15 protein-coding genes are annotated in these 17397 nt (G+C 69.6%); 3 read left to right on the forward strand and 12 right to left on the reverse strand.

Annotation, left to right across the window (positions count from 1 at the left end; translation table 11 throughout):
* Nucleotides 1–169: 169 nt before the first annotated feature.
* Complete coding sequence (locus OG782_RS10855; RefSeq protein WP_406449729.1) at nucleotides 170–388, forward strand: zinc ribbon domain-containing protein; 219 nt, start codon at nucleotides 170–172, stop codon at nucleotides 386–388.
* Between the two features lie 37 nt (nucleotides 389–425).
* On the opposite strand, the gene OG782_RS10860 is transcribed toward OG782_RS10855, so the two are convergent.
* The 4 genes from OG782_RS10860 to OG782_RS10875 all read right to left on the reverse strand — a co-directional run bounded on the left by OG782_RS10860 (nucleotide 426) and on the right by OG782_RS10875 (nucleotide 5976).
* On the reverse strand, nucleotides 426–1085 hold the full coding sequence (locus tag OG782_RS10860) for an O-methyltransferase (RefSeq protein ID WP_406449731.1): 660 nt from the start codon (nucleotides 1083–1085) through the stop codon (nucleotides 426–428).
* Nucleotides 1086–1221: 136 nt separating this feature from the next.
* The gene (locus OG782_RS10865) at nucleotides 1222–2049 is read right to left on the reverse strand and encodes an HAD family hydrolase (protein WP_406449733.1); all 828 of its coding nucleotides are present in this window, start codon (nucleotides 2047–2049) and stop codon (nucleotides 1222–1224) included.
* Nucleotides 2046–4691, reverse strand: coding sequence for a phosphoribosyltransferase (locus tag OG782_RS10870; RefSeq protein WP_406458986.1), 2646 nt, complete (start codon nucleotides 4689–4691; stop codon nucleotides 2046–2048). The genes OG782_RS10865 and OG782_RS10870 overlap by 4 nt, the downstream gene beginning before the upstream one ends.
* A 121-nt stretch (nucleotides 4692–4812) precedes the next feature.
* Complete coding sequence (locus tag OG782_RS10875; RefSeq protein ID WP_406449735.1) at nucleotides 4813–5976, reverse strand: HpcH/HpaI aldolase/citrate lyase family protein; 1164 nt, start codon at nucleotides 5974–5976, stop codon at nucleotides 4813–4815.
* 220 nt (nucleotides 5977–6196) lie between these two features.
* On the opposite strand from OG782_RS10875, the gene OG782_RS10880 reads away from it, so the two are divergent.
* On the forward strand, nucleotides 6197–7024 hold the full coding sequence (locus OG782_RS10880) for a TerD family protein (protein WP_406449737.1): 828 nt from the start codon (nucleotides 6197–6199) through the stop codon (nucleotides 7022–7024).
* A 56-nt stretch (nucleotides 7025–7080) separates the two neighbouring features.
* Here OG782_RS10880 and OG782_RS10885 read toward each other — a convergent pair whose 3' ends face one another.
* The 6 genes from OG782_RS10885 to OG782_RS10910 form a co-directional block, all read right to left on the reverse strand.
* Complete coding sequence (locus OG782_RS10885; RefSeq protein ID WP_406449739.1) at nucleotides 7081–7815, reverse strand: Tellurium resistance; 735 nt, start codon at nucleotides 7813–7815, stop codon at nucleotides 7081–7083.
* 162 nt (nucleotides 7816–7977) lie between these two features.
* Nucleotides 7978–9111 (reverse strand): DUF475 domain-containing protein, encoded by a 1134-nt coding sequence (locus OG782_RS10890; protein ID WP_406449741.1) that lies wholly within the window; start codon nucleotides 9109–9111, stop codon nucleotides 7978–7980.
* 70 nt (nucleotides 9112–9181) lie between these two features.
* Nucleotides 9182–9757, reverse strand: coding sequence for a TerD family protein (locus tag OG782_RS10895; protein WP_406449743.1), 576 nt, complete (start codon nucleotides 9755–9757; stop codon nucleotides 9182–9184).
* 232 nt (nucleotides 9758–9989) lie between these two features.
* On the reverse strand, nucleotides 9990–10565 hold the full coding sequence (locus OG782_RS10900; RefSeq protein WP_219572022.1) for a TerD family protein: 576 nt from the start codon (nucleotides 10563–10565) through the stop codon (nucleotides 9990–9992).
* A gap of 150 nt (nucleotides 10566–10715) precedes the next feature.
* On the reverse strand, nucleotides 10716–11174 hold the full coding sequence (locus OG782_RS10905) for a peroxiredoxin (protein WP_406449746.1): 459 nt from the start codon (nucleotides 11172–11174) through the stop codon (nucleotides 10716–10718).
* Between the two features lie 200 nt (nucleotides 11175–11374).
* Nucleotides 11375–11812: a DUF3052 domain-containing protein gene (locus OG782_RS10910; RefSeq protein ID WP_148017457.1), complete on the reverse strand. Its 438-nt coding sequence runs from the start codon at nucleotides 11810–11812 to the stop codon at nucleotides 11375–11377.
* Nucleotides 11813–12331: 519 nt separating this feature from the next.
* Here OG782_RS10910 and aceE point away from each other — a divergent pair.
* Entirely contained in the window at nucleotides 12332–15073 is a 2742-nt protein-coding gene (gene aceE / locus OG782_RS10915; RefSeq protein WP_406449748.1) for a pyruvate dehydrogenase (acetyl-transferring), homodimeric type, read from the forward strand.
* Nucleotides 15074–15143: 70 nt separating this feature from the next.
* Here aceE and OG782_RS10920 read toward each other — a convergent pair whose 3' ends face one another.
* Both OG782_RS10920 and OG782_RS10925 read right to left on the reverse strand, forming a co-directional pair.
* Nucleotides 15144–15506: a peptidase inhibitor family I36 protein gene (locus OG782_RS10920; RefSeq protein ID WP_406449750.1), complete on the reverse strand. Its 363-nt coding sequence runs from the start codon at nucleotides 15504–15506 to the stop codon at nucleotides 15144–15146.
* A gap of 178 nt (nucleotides 15507–15684) precedes the next feature.
* Nucleotides 15685–17295 carry a DHA2 family efflux MFS transporter permease subunit gene (locus tag OG782_RS10925; RefSeq protein WP_406449752.1) on the reverse strand — a complete coding sequence of 537 codons (1611 nt, stop codon included), beginning with the start codon at nucleotides 17293–17295 and terminating at the stop codon, nucleotides 15685–15687.
* Nucleotides 17296–17397: the final 102 nt, after the last annotated feature.

The raw sequence follows: 17397 nt of genomic DNA on the forward strand, positions 1-17397 counted from the left end.
TCGTCCGGGCCCGCGGACAGCCTGGGGGCATGCGTCGTCCGGGCCTGCGGACAGCCTGGGGGCATACCCCGCGTCCGGGCCGGCGGATAGCCTGGGGGCATACCCCGTCCGGGCCCACGGACACCCTGGGGGCATACCCCGCGTCCGGGCCGGCGGATAGCCTGGGGGCATGCCTCGTTACGAGTACCGCTGCCGCTCCTGCGGAGACACCTTCGAGCTCAGCCGTCCCATGGCCGAGTCCTCGGCCCCCGCCTCCTGCCCCGCCGGGCACGAGGACACCGTGAAGCTTCTCTCCGCTGTCGCCGTGGGCGGCTCGTCGGGCTCCGCGCCCGCGCCGTCGGCCGGCGGGGGCGGCGGAGGCTGCTGCGGCGGGGGCTGCTGCGGCTGACCCCGCCCGGAGCAACCGGGTCCGGACCCGGACCCGGTTACCGCTTGCGCGACAGGGTCAGGCCGTCCGACACCGTGAGCAGCACGCTGTCCATCCGCGGGTCGGCGGACACATGGTCGTTGAACTTCTTGATGGCCGCCGCCCCGCCGGTCGCCCGGGGGTCCGTCACGCCGCCGTGGAAGAGCACGTTGTCCGTCGCGATGACGCCGCCCTGGCGCATCCGGGGCACCAGTTCCTCCCAGTACGCGATGTAGCCGCCCTTGTCCGCGTCCAGGTAGGCGAAGTCGATGTGCGGCTCCGCGGGCATCGCCCGCAGGGTGTCCAGGGCGGGCGCGATGCGCAGGTCGATGCGGTCGGCGACGCCTGCCTTCTCCCAGGCCTCGCGGCCGTAGGCCGTCCACTCCTCCGAGACGTCGCAGGCGATCAGCCGTCCGTCGGGCGGCAGGGCCTGGGCCATCGCCAGAGCGGAGAAGCCGGTGAAGGTCCCGACCTCCACGATGTGCCGGGCCCCGGTCAGCCGTACGAGGAAGGCGAGCAGCGGGCCCTGTTCCTCGGCCGACTGCATGCCCGCGTAGTCGGGCAGCCGGGCGTACGTGGTCTCGACGAGCTCGCGCTGCACCGCGTCCAGCGGCGGGTTGTGCGCCAGCATGTACGCGTACAGCTCGTCCGTGATCTTGGTTTCGTTGCCCTTGCTCATCGCACCAGTCCCCTGCTCGGCCGATTGCTCCCCCGACGGGCGGGAACGCGGTGACTGTAGCCGCCGGGCAGGGCCGGTACGCGCTCTTTTCGGCGGCGCGTCGCGAGGGCTCGGGCAGCGGGCGCCTCTCCCCGTGTCAGGCCGCCCGGCGCAGGCCCGACGACTGGAGGAAGCGCCGCAGTATCTCCTCGCCCGCGGCCACCCCGCTCTCGGCGGTCGCCTCCACGTGCGGGGCGCTCCAGCCGGCGTCGGCGAGTTCGCCGTGGCCGGGGCGCCAGCCGCGGTCGGCGGCGAGCAGCAGGTCGGCGTCGAGGAGCGAGTCACCCGCGGCCAGGGTGAGCGTGGCGCCGGTGCGGCGGGCGACCTCGCGCATGGCCGCGCTCTTGGTGAGCGGGCGCGGTACGGCGTAGATCTTGCGGCCCTGCAGCGATACGGTCCAGCCGCGCGGCTCCGCCCACGCGGCGAGCTCCTTCGTCCAGTCCGGCGGGAGCAGGGCGCGGTCGACGACGAGGTACGCGAAGAGGTCCTCGGCGACCCGTTCCTTGAGCAGCCAGGCGGGGTCGGCGGCCGAGACGAGATGGGCGCGGACCTCGGCGAGCGAGGCGCATTCGTCGGCCAGCCTCGCGGCCACCTTCCGCTGCCAGCCCGGGTCGGACCCGCCGTTCACCAGGATGTGGCCGCCGTTGGCGCAGATGGCGAACTCGGCCTCGGGGCCCGGGAGATGGATGCGGTGGTACTGCTCGCGGGTGCGGGTGGTGGTCGGTACGAAGACCGTGGAGCGGGTCAGCTCGGCGAGCAGTGCGGCGGCCGTCTCGGTGACGTACGAGAGGGGCTTGCCGTCGTACACCTCGACGCACAGCAGGCGGGGGGCCAGGGCATCGGCCATCGGGAGCCGGAGCGCGGCCGCCGAGTAGATGAGGGTGCGGTCGAGGTCGCTGGCGACCAGGGTCACGGGGGAGGTCACTTGGACTCCACCGCCCGGCCGTCCGCGCCGGTCGCCCCGCGCGTGTACTTGGGGTGGATCAGCCCGACGCAGGTGTACGGGAGTTCGTCGACCTCCTCGACCGGGACGCCACGCTGCTGGGCCAGCAGCCTGATGTGTTCGAGGTCCGTGCCCGCGCCGCGCTTGGCGAGGATCTTCCACGGGACGCGGCGCAGCAGGACGCGGGTGGTCTCGCCGACGCCCGGCTTGACGAGGTTCACGTCATGGATGCCGTACTCCTCGCTGATGCGCTCCACCGCGGCCCAGCCCTCCCAGGTGGGTGCGCGGTCGGCGGTGAGCAGTTCCTTGACGTCGGCGTCCACTTCGGCGGCGACCTCGCCGAACCGGTCGGTGACGGTGTCGAGGAAGTGGCCGGAGACATCGGATCCGGCGAGCTCCCGGTAGAACTTCGCGCCGTGGAAGTCGTGCGGTCCGACGAGGTCCGCACGCAGGACCGTACGGGAAATGAGTCCGGACACCGTGGAGTTGAGGCAGGCGGAGGGGATCAGGAAGTCCTCGCGGGTGCCGTACGTACGGACGCAGCCGCCCGGGTCGGCCAGAACCGCGATCTCCGGGTCGAAGCCCTCCGCCCCGCCGGACTCCTCGAACTCGGCGATCGCCGCGGCCAGTTCGCGGGTGATGGCGCCCTTTCCGGTCCAGCCGTCGACGAAGACGACATCGGCCGGGTTGTGGTGGGCGGCCAGCCAGTGAAGGGCGTTGGCGTCGATGCCGCGGCCGCGCACGATCGAGACGGCGTAGTGCGGCAGGTCGGTGCCGTGCCGCAGGCGGGCCCAGCGGCGCATGAGCACGCCGACGGGCGTACCGGCCCGGGCCAGCGAGACGAGCACGGGGCGGGGCCCGCGCTCGGCGAGGACCGTTTCGGTGACCGTGCCGACGGCGCGGGCGATGCGGGCGGCCGACAGGTCCAGGGCCGCCTTGAACAGGTCCTGGTACTGCTCGGACGGCTGGTACTCGACGGGCAGGGACTCGGCGTAGTGCGCGCCACCGCTCTGTATCGCCTCCTCGCGCTCCTCGGTGGGCGCCTCCAGTTCGGTGTCCGAGAGGTCCTGGAGCAGCCAGCCGACCTCGTCCGGCGCGTAGGAGGAGAAGGCGGGGCCGCGGAGGGGCTCGGGCAGCATGGAGGCTTCTTCCTGCCGTTGGGGGGCGTACGGCGTGGACGGCGCGGGGGCGGATGCCCCGGGCGGTACGTACGAGGGAACGACCGCCAGCAGGACCTGGCCGGTATGCGGGGCGAGCTGCTGCACCAGGCCGCGGGGGCCGTGCAGTTCGGGGGTGTCGGCGGTGGAGTCGACGACGAGGACCACGGCGTCGAAGCCGGCGCCCGCGACGTTGTACGCGTAGCGGTCGCCGCGGCCGTCGGCCGGGTTGTCGTGGGCCGGGAAGACCAGCCGGGTGCGTATCGCATAGCCGGGGTCGTCCACGGCGAGGACCGGGGAGCGGGTCGTGGTGGAGTAGCTGACCTCGGCGCCGACGCGGTCCTCCAGGGCGGTGCCCAGGCGCAGGGGCGCGTACATCAGCTCCTCGAATCCGAGGACCAGTACGCGGCGTGCGTCGTCGCCCAGCGCCTCCGCTATGCGGTCCGCCATGGCGGGGAGTGCGGATTCCAGCCGGGTCCGGTGTGCGGGGGTGAAGCCGTGCCGGCCGCCGTCGGGCACTCCGGCGGGCCACTGGAGGTCGATCCGGGTGCAGGGGCGGGGAAGGATGCACACCGGCTGGGCCACTCCCCCGGGCATCCCCACCGGGGGCTGTGCCGCCGCCTGCGCCGCCTCGTGCTCGGCGACCAGCGCCTGCCCCTTCTCCAGGACGCCCTCGGGGAGGCGGACCGTGCCGGAGTTCCGCGCCACCAGGTCGACGCGGGCGCCGATCTCCGCGGCGAACCCGGCGAACCGCGTGCGGTCGGCCGGTGAGCGCATGTCCACCAGGGCCACGATGACGTACCGCTCGCGGGGGTAGCGCTCGTGCAGGGCGCGAATGGTGTTGAGGACGGTGTTGCCGGTGGAGAACTCGTCGTCCACGAGGACGAGCGCCGCGTCGGCCATCGCGCCCGGGGTCACGTCCGAAGCCGCGTCCGCGATCGCGCCCGGGGCGCCTGCCCCGCCGCTTCCGGACCCCGCCGGCAGGTCCGGGTCCCCCGCTGCCGGGTCCCCCGCCAGCAGGTCCGGGTCCTCGGGCAGGAGCAGGTGCGAGGTGGCGTGCGAGTGCGACTCCTCGAAGCCGCCCGCCTTGGCCACGCCCTCGACGGGGCGCCGCGTGGAGTGGAGGTAGGGGGCCCGGCCGAGCCCGTCGGCGACGGCATGGCCGAGGCCGGTGGCCGTCTCCGCGTAACCGAGCACGACCGCCCGCCGCGCCCCGGCCTCGCCGAGCAGCTCGCGGACCCGGCGGCCGAGCTCGAATCCGGCACCGTAGACCACCGAGGGGCGCTGCGGCACATGCTTGCCGAGCACATTGGAGACGAGCAGATGTGCCCGCTTGGGGTTGCGCCGCAGGGCGAGGCCCAGCAGGCCGGGGAGTTCCCCGTCGCCCACCAGCTCGACTCCCAGCCGCTCCGCGACCCAGCTACCCGACCACACCACGTTCGCCGTCTCTTTTCGTTCGCCCGTCACATAGCCGCCCGGCAGGCCGCCGCTCGGCACATCCCCGCTCACGCGCACACGGCCCGGCACCCCCGGCGTGCCGGGCCCGCTCGCCGGGCCTCTCCTACCGGAACCCGTTCACCGGGTCCGCTCATTCCGCGAGGCTCGCGGCCAGCAGTTCCACGAAGCCGACGTCCGCCCTCGCCACCCCGAAGACCTCGGCGCGGCGCAGAGTGCGCTCCGCCCAGGCCCGGTGCGGCTTCACCTCGTTCATCTTGTTCGTGTACGAGGAACGCAGTACGCCGCCGCCACCGCGTTCCGGCCGCAGGATGTCCTGCGCGTCGCTGAACTCCTCGTGACTGACCACCGACAGTGCGTGCACGGGGGCGACGTGCGACGGGTGGATGCAGGTCTTGCCGAGCAGACCGTTGGCCCGGTCGAGGTCGATCTCCCGCAGGAGGCCGTCCAGGTCGTGCTCGATCAGAGCCGTGCGCAGTTCCTCGGCCCGGCCCTCCAGGAAGGGGCTGCGGCGGAGCTGCGGCTTGAACATCCGCTCCTGGAGCCTGAAGTACTCCCACACGGGGCCGGTGATCGTGAAGCCCGTACCGTCGGCACGGCCCAGCACATTGACGACGTCGGCGATGACGTCACTGACGATGCGGACGTCGTACGCCGTCATGTCGGGCGCCCTGCGCAGTCCGTACGCCGAGCAGAAGTCCGTCACACCGAGACGCAGCGCGAGGATCCGGTCACGGTAGGTGTCGACGGTGCTGGCGATCTTGCGGAGGGCCTCGTGGCGGGTTTCCAGATGCAGCAGCTCGGGCGATTCGAGTACGGGCATGGCGAAGAGCCGCCGGCCGCCCGCGCGCTCGGCCTCGGCCAGCGCCTCCATGAACGGCACACCACGCTCTTGCGTGAACTTCGGAAGTACAAAACCGGACAACAATCGGGCAGAATCTCCGAGCCTGCGCACCAGGTCCGTGATCTGGTGCGGTTCACGGACCCGGATGAACAGCAGCGGCAGTTCGCCACCGCGCGCGTCGAGGTCGGCGAACTGCCGGACCAGGTTCTCCTCGGCTCCGGCCACCTCGGAGTCGTCGATCGAATCCTCCAGGCACAGCACCATCGAGACCACGCCCCGGGCGGCCTGCTTGATCACGTCATCGGCGAGTCTCGGCCGGGTGGCGGGGCTGTAGAGCGTCGCCCCCAGGGCGGCCGAGAGCACGGACGCCGGCGAGTCCGCATCGAAGGCGCACGGCTCCTGGAAGAACAGATCACTCCGCACAGCAGGTGCGATATGCCCGAAATGCCGCATGTGATTCCCCCGTACTACCTGACCGGCATGACAACGTGTGGCCGGTAATAGTACGTACGGGTGGGTGTCGGCAGTTCCCTGCGGGGATGAATTCCGGGTAACTCGTCTATTTCGCGATGGTTCCGAAGGGTGCGGACGGGGTGGTTGCGACATTCCCTCGCGACACGGCTTATGCCCCCCACGTTGTCCGCACGGCCGGCCAGCAGGCAGGATGACCGGCATGACGCACGCGATGGTGAAAGGCTCGAACGTCCCTCTCGACGCCATGGCCGTACGGGCCGTGCTGCGGTGGACCCCGGGCGCCGGGATTCCCGATGTGGACGCCTCGGCCCTGCTGCTCGGCTCGGGCGGCCGCGTGCGCTCCGACGAGGACTTCGTCTTCTACAACCAGCCCCGCCACCCTTCCGGCCTGGTGCGGCGGCTGCCGAAGCGGAGCCTGGCCGAGGGCCTGACGGACACCGTCGAGGCCGACCTGAACGCGCTCGACCCGTCGGTCGACCAGGTGGTCATCGCCGCCTCCTCCGACGGCGCCAGCTTCGAGCAGGTGCACGATCTCTGCATCCTGATCTACGACGCCGCGGCGGCGGACGGCGAGCCGCTCGCCGTCTTCGACGTACGGCCGGAAACCGGCGCGGAGACGGCCATCATCTGCGGCGAGCTCTACCGGCGCGGTGACGGCTGGAAATTCCGTGCCGTGGGGCAGGGCTACCCGACCGGACTGATCGGTCTCGCGACGGCCTTCGGCATCTCGGTCGACGAGGCGGAGGCCCCCGGGCCCGACCCGGCACCGCCCGCGCCCTCGTTCCCGCCCGCGGCCGCCCCCGGGCCGGACGCACAGGCCACCGTGCAGCACCAGCAGCCCGGCTACGGCTACCCGCAGCCCGCTGCGGCCCCGGCCACGCTCGCTCCGCAGCCCGCGTACGGCTACCCCCAGGCGGCCTCTGCGCAGCCCGCCTACGGCTATCCGCAGCCCGCGGCGGCGGCAGCGCACGCCCCCGACCCGAATTTCGTGCTGCCTCCGCAGGGGCCGCAGTTCATACGGCCCTGATCCGGCGCACGGACCGCAGCGCCCCCGCGCGCCCGGCCCGATCCGAACGGGAGGCCCTACGCGCGGGACTTGTAGCCCCGCCCCCACTGCATGCCGTAGCCGTACAGCCGGTCGAGCTCCGACTGGAAGCCGTACACGAACTTCACCTCGCGCCGCACGATCAGTTCGTCCTTGATGTTCTCCACCGTGAACACGGCGCACGAGCGGGCCTCCGGGGCGCGTTCGTCCAGCTCGATCTCGATGCGCGGCCCGTTGCCCGGGTAGAGCGTCACCTTCGCGTGCGTGCGGTCGAAGGCCGGCGTCTGGTCGTAGATGTAGACGAAGAACAGCAGCCGCTTGATCTGCTCGCGGTGGTCGAGGTTGACGTAGACCGTCTCCCCGGACGGGGCGCCGAAGCGGTCGTCCCCGCTGAGCCTGATGTAGGGCGGTCCGTTCAGATCACCGATCAGGTTGCCCAACGGCTGTACCACGCCCTTGGAGCCGTCCGTCAGCTCGTACATGCAGCCCAGGTCCAGGTCCACATTGACCACGCCCTGGGTGTGCGCCTGGACGACCTCGGGCTTGAAGAGCTTGAGCGGCCGCAGCAGACGGCCGCTCTGTGACGACCGGCCCTCGATGTCGGAGGTACGCATCCGCCAGGAGAGGTTGACCCGGAGGTTGCCGGTCAGGGCGCCCTGCTTGGTCAGCGAGACCGTGGCGTGCCGCCTGGAGAGCACGATGGAGTTGGTGGCCGCGTTGCCCGACTCGAACTGCGCTTCCCGCCCCGGCCACAGGTTGTCCCAGAACGCCATCCCCAACCCCCACTTGTTGTCGTTCGTATGCCCCGCACCCGTCGCGTGCGGCGCACGCGACACACAGACCGCTGCGGGGCGGCTCCGGGCCGGAGCCGGGTGTTCCCGGTACCGTCGCCGTACGAGCCGCCCCGCAGAGAGCGTTCCTCATTCCCTACCGGGTCACACCCCGGCGGAGACTTCCGTACTGCCTCCCTCGCCATCGGCCTCGATCGCCTTGTTGCGCCGGACCGAGGACCAGAAGGACCAGCCGATCAGGATGACGCCGACGGAACCGGTGATGAGCTCGTGGATCTCGTACTGGATCGTGACGAGCAGGATGACGGCCAGGGCGCCGATCGCGTAGTGCGCGCCGTGCTCCAGGTAGACGTAGTCGTCCAGGGTGCCCTGGCGGACCAGGTAGACCGTGAGCGAACGGACGTACATGGCACCGATACCGAGACCCAGGGCCATCAGCACGATCTCGTTGGTGATGGCGAAGGCGCCGATGACACCGTCGAACGAGAAGGACGCGTCGAGCACTTCCAGGTAGAGGAACATGAAGAACGCGGCCTTGCCGGAGAGAACGACCGCGGAGATCTTCTTGCCGCTCCGCTTGGCCTCTTCCTCCGCCTCGTGTTCGCGTTCCTCCTCCTCTTCGAGCTTGTTCTCGAAGAAGCCGGAGAGACCGCCGACGATGAGGTAGGTGATCAGACCCGCGATACCCGCGAGCATGACCGTCTCGGCCTTGTCCGCGTGTCCGCCGCCGTGCTGGTGGGCCTGGGTCGCGAAGGTCATGGCCGAGATCAGCAGGACGATCAGCGCGATGCAGACCGACAGCATGTCGACCTTGCCGAGCTTGGCGAGCGGGCGCTCGATCCAGCGCAGCCACTGGATGTCCCGGTCCTCGAAGATGAAGTCGAGGAAGATCATCAGCAGGAACATTCCACCGAACGCGGCGATCGCCGGGTGGGCGTCGGTGACCAGTTCCTTGTAGCGGTCCGGGTCGTTGAAGGAAAGATCGATGGCCTCGATCGGCCCCAGCTTGGCGGTGACGGCCACGATCACGACGGGGAACACCAGCCGCATACCGAAGACCGCGATGAGGACACCGATCGTGAGGAAGATCTTCTGCCAGAAGGCACTCATCTTCTTCAGGATTCCGGCGTTGATCACCGCATTGTCGAAGGACAGCGAGATCTCCAGGACGGAAAGGATCGCCACCACTCCGAAGGCTTCCCACCCCCCGTAGAACCACGCTGCGACCAGGCCGATCGCGGTAATCGCGAACGACCAGCCGAAGGTTTTCAGAAGCACTGGCTACCCCATCATGTATGTATCGGGTCTCCCCCGAAGTGCACGGAGAACCCCCGCGCCGTGCGCGGCTTTACGAAACGTTGACCCCGAAGTCTAGAGCGATGCCCCGCAGCCCGGACGCGTACCCCTGCCCCACTGCACGGAACTTCCACTCGCCGTTGTAGCGGTACAGCTCGCCGAAGATCATTGCGGTCTCCGTAGAGGCGTCCTCGCTCAGGTCGTAACGCGCGAGTTCCTGGCCGTCCGCCTGATTGACCACCCGGATGAACGCATTGCTGACCTGGCCGAACGTCTGTCCGCGATTGTCGGCCTCATGGATCGAGACCGGAAAGACGATCTTGTCGCAGTGGGCCGGCACCTGGTCCAGGTGCACGATGACCGACTCGTCGTCGCCCTCGCCCTCACCCGTGAGGTTGTCACCGGTGTGCTCCACGGAACCGTCGGGGCTCGTGAGGTTGTTGTAGAACACGAACCATTCATCGCCGAGCACCCGGCCCGACTGGCACAGCAGTGCGCTGGCGTCGAGGTCGAAGTCGGCCCCCGTCGTGGATCGTGCGTCCCAGCCGAGCCCGACCAGCACCTGGGTGAGATTGGGTGCGGCCTTGGAGAGGGAGACATTGCCTCCCTTGGCGAGCGTGACGCCCATGGTGTGTCCTCCCCGAGTCGATGAACCGTCTGTTGAACCGTCTGTTTGATCCGTCTGCTGAACCGATGGATCCGCCGGCCGGACCGACGGGTCCGTCTACCGACGGGTCCGTCTGTCGAACCGATGGATCCGTCTGCTGAGCGCGTCCGGCGCCGCACTGGGTGCGGCGCCGGACGGGACGTGCTGGTACTGACCGGGGCCGCGGCCTCGCGGCGCGGCCCCGAACGGCTGTCTAGACGTTGACGCCGAAGTCCTGCGCGATGCCGCGCAGGCCCGATGCGTAGCCCTGGCCGATGGCGCGGAACTTCCACTCCGCACCGTTGCGGTACAGCTCGCCGAAGACCATCGCGGTCTCCGTCGAGGCGTCCTCGCTCAGGTCGTAGCGCGCGAGCTCGGTGTTGTCGGCCTGGTTGACCACGCGGATGTACGCGTTGCGGACCTGGCCGAAGCTCTGCTGACGGGACTCGGCCTCGTAGATCGAGACCGGGAAGACGATCTTGTCGACATCGGCCGGGACGCCGGCCAGGTTCACCTTGATGACCTCGTCGTCGCCCTCGCCCTCACCGGTGAGGTTGTCACCGGTGTGCTCGACCGAACCGTCGGGGCTCTTCAGGTTGTTGAAGAAGACGAAGTTTCCGTCGTTGCCGACCTTGCCCTCGGCATTCGTCAGCAGGGCGCTGGCGTCGAGGTCGAAGTCTCCGCCGGTGGTGGTACGAGCATCCCAGCCCAGACCCACGATGACCGCGGTCAGGTTGGGCGCGGCCTTGGTCAGCGAGACGTTGCCGCCCTTGCTGAGGCTGACTCCCACGAGTCCTCCCATTGGTTTCTTTGGGGGCCGGCCGGTGCCGGCGCCTCCACGTCGTGTTGGCATCGGATCAACGAGTGGATCCTAGTGACCGGTTCCCGGCCAAAACAGGCTTTTGGCCCGGGGTCGCCGCGAGATCCACCGGATCTCGGATCAGAGAGCGCCGAGCGCCTTGATGTACTCGTTGAGGTCGCGCGCGTCGGGCAGGCCGTTGACGACCGTCCAGCGCACCACGCCCTCCTTGTCGATGATGAAGGTGCCGCGCACGGCGCAGCCCTTGTCCTCGTCGAAGACGCCGTACGCCCGCGAGGTCTCACCGTGCGGCCAGAAGTCCGAGACGAGGGGGTACTCGAGGCCCTCCTGCTCGGCGAAGACGCGCAGCGTGTGGATGGAGTCGTTGGAGACGGCGATCAGCTGTGTGTCGTCGTTCTCGAACGTGGGCAGCTCGTCGCGGAGCGCGCAGAGCTCGCCCGTGCAGACGCCGGTGAAGGCGAACGGGTAGAACAGCAGCACCACGTTCTTCTCACCGCGGAAGTCCGAGAGCTTCACGGTCCGGCCGTGGTTGTCCTTCAGCTCGAATTCCGGGGCCTTGGTGCCGACCTCGATCGCCATGAAAACGCGTCCCTTCGCTACGTCGCCGGGCTGGGCTGTCCGGGTGACTCACACCCTACGCAGACGGCCCCGGCGCCCGCACAGCACCCGCAGAAGCTTCCTGCGGCCGTGTGGCGGCCGTCCGTCCGGGGGGCGCGACGAATGTACGAAGGCCCCCGGCCGGCGCGATGCCGTCGGGGGCCTTCAGGGGTGAGTGCGGTTCAGCGCTTGGCCTTGGCCGCCTTCGGTGTGACCAGACGGCTGCCCGTCCAGTCCTTGCCCGCACTGATGCTCTTGGTCTGGGCGAGACCGGCTGTCTGGGCAGCCTCGTTGATGTCGCTCGGCTCGACGTATCCGTCACGGCCGGTCTTCGGCGTCATCAGCCAGACCGTACCGCCGTCCTCGAGCAGACCAATGGCATCCACCAGCGCGTCCGTAAGGTCGCCGTCCTCGTCGCGGAACCAGAGCAGGACGACGTCTGCGACGTCGTCGTACTCCTCATCGACGAGATCCTGGCCGGTAGTGGCCTCAATGCCCTCACGGAGCTCCAGCTCGACGTCGTCGTCGTAGCCGATCTCCTGGACCACCTGTCCGGGCTCGAACCCCAGGCGTGCTGCCGGGTTGGTCCGCTCCTCCGCGTGGTCCGCGGTCGCGCTCACGGGTTGCCTCCTGATCATGTTTCGGAAAATGCTTCAGCCACGCGCGTGCGCGGGGCGTTGGCCGTAGTCCACACGGGAGCGGCGGATCGCGCAAGTACCCAGCGTACGAGACCGCCTAAACGGTGACGTTTCCTGCCACGTCGCCGCACTGTCGGCGGCCCCTCTGCCGGAGCCCGCACTGCCGTCCACACCCTTTACGTCCTTGAACAGCTTATGCCGTTTCGGTCCGGCAATCGGAGTCGAGCAGCTTTTGGGAACACTTGGACGCCTTGGGCGTATGGTTGCGGTTTGGCCCGACCCATCCTGCCCGACGCCTCCTGCCTGCACGGTTACCCGTTCGGCCGCCGTCCATCCGCACCTTCGGAATCCGGCGCCCGGCACGTCCGGGGTTACCTCTGGGTAGAGATGACGTACGCGTTCCAGCGGTACACGATGGGGATGGCGTACACATCCATATGTCCGGGGGCATGACTCCCGTAACAGGCCCCGTAGCGCAGCACCGAACAGCGAAGGAACAGCGTGGCTTCCGGATCCGATCGCAACCCGATCATCATTGGCGGCCTTCCGAGTCAGGTCCCGGATTTCGATCCCGAAGAGACCCAGGAATGGCTCGACTCCCTCGACGCCGCCGTCGACGAGCGAGGCCGTGAGCGGGCCCGCTACCTCATGCTCCGGCTCATCGAGCGCGCGCGCGAGAAGCGTGTCGCCGTGCCGGAGATGCGCAGCACGGACTACGTGAACACGATCGCCACGAAGGACGAGCCGTTCTTCCCCGGCGACGAGGAGATCGAGCGCAAGGTCCTCAACGCGACCCGCTGGAACGCGGCCGTGATGGTGTCGCGGGCGCAGCGTCCGGGGATCGGCGTGGGCGGTCACATCGCCACGTTCGCCTCCTCGGCCTCGCTGTACGACGTGGGCTTCAACCACTTCTTCCGCGGCAAGGACGACGGGCTGGGCGGCGACCAGATCTTCTTCCAGGGGCACGCCTCCCCCGGGATCTACGCCCGCGCCTTCCTGCTGGACCGGCTGAGCGAGACGCAGCTCGACGCGTTCCGCCAGGAGAAGTCGAAGGCGCCGAACGGACTGTCCAGCTACCCGCACCCGCGGCTGATGCCGGACTTCTGGGAGTTCCCGACCGTGTCGATGGGCCTCGGCCCGCTCGGTGCGATCTACCAGGCGCGGATGAACCGCTACATGGAGGCGCGCGGCATCGCCGACACCTCCGCCTCGCACGTCTGGGCGTATCTCGGCGACGGCGAGATGGACGAGCCGGAGTCGCTCGGCCAGCTCTCCATCGCGGCCCGTGAGGGTCTGGACAACCTGACCTTCGTCGTCAACTGCAACCTGCAGCGCCTCGACGGCCCGGTGCGCGGCAACGGCAAGGTCATCCAGGAGCTGGAGTCGCAGTTCCGGGGCGCCGGCTGGAACGTCATCAAGCTGGTCTGGGACCGTTCCTGGGACCCGCTGCTCGCGCAGGACCGCACGGGCATCCTGGTCAACAAGCTGAACACCACGCCGGACGGCCAGTTCCAGACGTACGCCACCGAGACGGGTGCGTACATCCGTGATCACTTCTTCGGTGACGACCCGCGGCTGCGGGACATGGTCAAGGACATGACCGACCAGCAGATCCTGCACCTCGGGCGCGGCGGACACGACCACAAGAAGGTCTACGCGGCGTACGCGGCGGCCAAGGCCCACAAGGGCCAGCCGACGGTGATCCTGGCGCAGACGGTCAAGGGCTGGACGCTGGGGCCGAACTTCGAGGGCCGCAACGCGACCCACCAGATGAAGAAGCTCACGGCCGAGGACCTCAAGCGTTTCCGGGACCGGCTGCACATCCCGATCGCGGACTCCCGGCTGGAGGACGGCAACCCGCCGTACTACCACCCGGGCCGCGACTCGGAGGAGATCCAGTACATGCACGACCGCCGCAAGGGTCTGGGCGGATACGTCCCGACGCGTGTGGTGCGCGCGAAGCCGCTGGCCCTTCCCGGGGACAAGACGTACGCGACCGCGAAGAAGGGTTCGGGGCAGCAGTCGATCGCCACCACCATGGCGTTCGTCCGCATCCTGAAGGACCTCATGCGGGACAAGGAGATCGGCAAGCGTTTCGTGCTGATCGCGCCCGACGAGTACCGCACCTTCGGCATGGACGCGTTCTTCCCGAGCGCGAAGATCTACAACCCGCTGGGTCAGCAGTACGAGTCGGTGGACCGCGATCTGCTGCTCGCGTACAAGGAGTCGCCGACCGGGCAGATGCTGCACGACGGCATCTCCGAGGCGGGCTGCACGGCCTCGCTGATCGCCGCGGGTTCGGCGTACGCCACGCACGGCGAGCCGCTGATCCCGGTGTACGTCTTCTACTCGATGTTCGGTTTCCAGCGCACGGGTGACCAGTTCTGGCAGATGGCCGACCAGCTCGCGCGCGGCTTCGTGCTGGGCGCGACCGCCGGCCGCACGACGCTGACGGGCGAGGGTCTCCAGCACGCGGACGGCCACTCGCAGCTGCTCGCCTCGACCAACCCGGGCTGTGTCGCGTACGACCCGGCGTTCGGGTTCGAGATCGCGCACATCGTCCAGGACGGTCTGCGCCGGATGTACGGCGGGACGCCCGAGGAGAACGAGGACGTCTTCTACTACCTCACCGTCTACAACGAGCCGATCCAGCACCCGGCCGAGCCGGCGGACGTGGACGTCGAGGGCATCCTGGCGGGCGTCTACCGCTACAGCAGCGGCGAGCGGGGCCAGATCCCGGCGCAGATCCTGGCGTCCGGTGTGGCGGTCCCCTGGGCGGTCGAGGCGCAGCGGATCCTCGCCGACGAGTGGAACGTGAAGGCGGACGTCTGGTCGGCGACCTCCTGGAACGAGCTGCGGCGCGAGGCCGTGGACGTGGAGCGGTTCAACCTGCTGCACCCGGAGGAGGAGCAGCGCGTGCCGTACGTGACGCGCAAGCTGTCCGGTGCGCAGGGGCCGTTCGTGGCGGTCTCGGACTGGATGCGGTCCGTGCCGGACCAGATCGCGCGCTGGGTGCCCGGCTCGTACCAGTCGCTGGGTGCGGACGGTTTCGGCTTCGCGGACACCCGCGGGGCGGCCCGCCGGTTCTTCCACATCGACGCGCAGTCGATCGTCCTGGCGGTGCTCACGGAGCTCGCGAAGGAGGGGAAGATCGACCGTTCGGCGCTGAAGACCGCGGTCGACCGGTACGACCTGCTGGACGTGGCCTCGGCGGACCCGGGCGCCGCGGGCGGCGACGCGTAGGGACGGACACACGGCCGCGGGGCGGCGGGACCCGAGGGTCCCGCCGCCCCGCGGCTTTTTCCGTATACGGTCAGCTCTCCCAGACCTTGAAGGCCCGGACCTGGTACGGGGAGCGCGGCACCCAGGTGCCGCCGCCCGGGTAGGTCTCGAACTCGCCGGTCTCGGCGCACTCCGCGGACTGGTAGGTGGTGACCGGGCGGCCGGTCAGGTTGGCCACCGCCTGGACGGTGGCGCCCGCGGGCAGCGGGACGCAGCTCTCGATGTCGATGGTGGACAGTTCGTGGACCTGCCGGGCGCCGGTGAAGTCCGGCTTCGCCCAGAGACAGAGCTGGCCGCTCCGGCAGTCCCCGAGCCGGGCGGGTGCGGCCTGGGCCGGTACCTGCGGGATCAGGGCGGTGGCGGCCAGGGCGGCAGCGAGAACGGTTGTACGCATGTGAATCAGCCCCCGTGATGATGTGGATCTTCCACAGCCACCCTGAGCGGCGGGGCGGCGGGACCGGAAGGGGCCGGGGGCCGGACCACCCTGATAGGCGACAGCCCCGCCGGAACGTTCCGGCGGGGCTGTTGTACGCACTGTGTTGACGCCGCGGGGCGCCCCGGGGCGGGACCGGTCAGATGTGACCGGCGCCCGCGCCCGCCTCGGCGTTCTCGCCGCGCTTGGTCAGGGTGGCGACCAGGGCGGCGATCACGGCGACGATGCCGGCGACCATGAACGCCGTGCTCATGCCCGAGACGAACGTGTCGTGGGTGACGTCCGTGATCTTGGCGGCGATCTCCGGCGGGGTGCCCTTGGCGATCGGCGGCATGCCGACCTTGATGGCGGAGGACGCCTGGTCGAGCTGGGCCGGGGACAGCGGCGGAAGCTGCGCTTCCTTCCAGTTGCCGGCGACCTCGGAGTCGACCCGGGCGGCCATGATCGCGCCCAGCACCGCCGTACCGAGGCTGCCGCCGACCTGCATGGCGGCCTGCTGGAGACCGCCGGCGACACCGGAGAGCTCCATCGGGGCGTTGCCCACGATGACCTCGGTGGCGCCGACCATGACCGGTGCGAGGCCGAGGCCGAGCAGGGCGAACCAGATCGACATGGTGAAGGTGCCGGTGCCGACCGTCAGCTGGGACATGCCGAACATCGCGATCGCGGTGCACACCATGCCGCCGACGAGCGGGACCCGAGGACCGAACTTGGTGATCATGACGCCCGCGAGCGGCGAGGCGACGATCATCATCCCGGTCAGCGGCAGCAGGTGCAGACCGCTGTCGACCGGGCTCAGACCGTGCACGTTCTGGAGATAGAAGGTGACGAAGAACAGGCCGCCCATGAAGCCGAAGGCCATCAGCACCATCAGCACCGTGCCCGCGGACAGCGGCACGGAACGGAACATCGCCAGGGGGATCAGCGGTTCCCTGACGCGCTGCTGCACGAGGGTGAACGCGACGAACAGGGCGACGGCCGCCACCAGGAAGCCGACCGTCTTGGCGTCGCCCCAGCCCCACTCCGCGCCCTTGATGAGCGCCCAGATCAGGCAGAACATCGCCGTCGACAACAGCACGATGCCGGCGATGTCGAAGGAGCGCGGGGCGTTCTCGGCGCGGTGGTCCTTGAGGATCAGCACGCCCATGACGAGGGCGATCACGCCGACCGGGACGTTGATGAAGAAGACGGACTGCCAGCTGACGTGCTCGACGAGCACCCCGCCCAGGATCGGGCCGCCCGCGGTCGAGGCGCCGATCACCATGCCCCAGATGCCGATCGCCATGTTCAGCTTCTCGGCCGGGAAGGTGGCGCGCAGCAGGCCGAGCGCGGCCGGCATCAGCAGGGCGCCGAAGAGGCCCTGGAGCACGCGGAACGTGATCACCAGGACGACGCTGCTGGAGAAGCCGATGGCTGCCGATGCCGCGGCGAAGCCGACGACACCGATGAGGAAGGTCTGGCGGTGGCCGAACCGGTCACCGAGCTTGCCCGCGGTGATCAGGGAGACCGCGAGGGCCAGCATGTAGCCGTTGGTTATCCACTGGACGTCGGCCAGCGAGGCGCCGAGGTCCTGCTGGATCGCGGGGTTGGCGATCGCGACGATCGTGCCGTCGAGCGCGACCATCATCACGCCGATGGCCACGGAGAAGAGCGTCAGCCAGGGGTGGCCGCGCAGCCCCTTGGCAGGTGCGGAGCCGGCAGGGCCCTGGGGCTCCCGCGACGCCTTCTCTAGGGTGGGCTGACTAGTCATACGCGCGAGATTAGTGTCAGTCGCTGACAGTTGACAAACCAATTCACAAGTCGGTAACTGTCACGTAGCTCACAGGTAAGCTGAGCCGGACAAAGCAGGGAA

This window comes from Streptomyces sp. NBC_00876 (assembly GCF_045207435.1).
Lineage (GTDB): Bacteria > Actinomycetota > Actinomycetes > Streptomycetales > Streptomycetaceae > Streptomyces.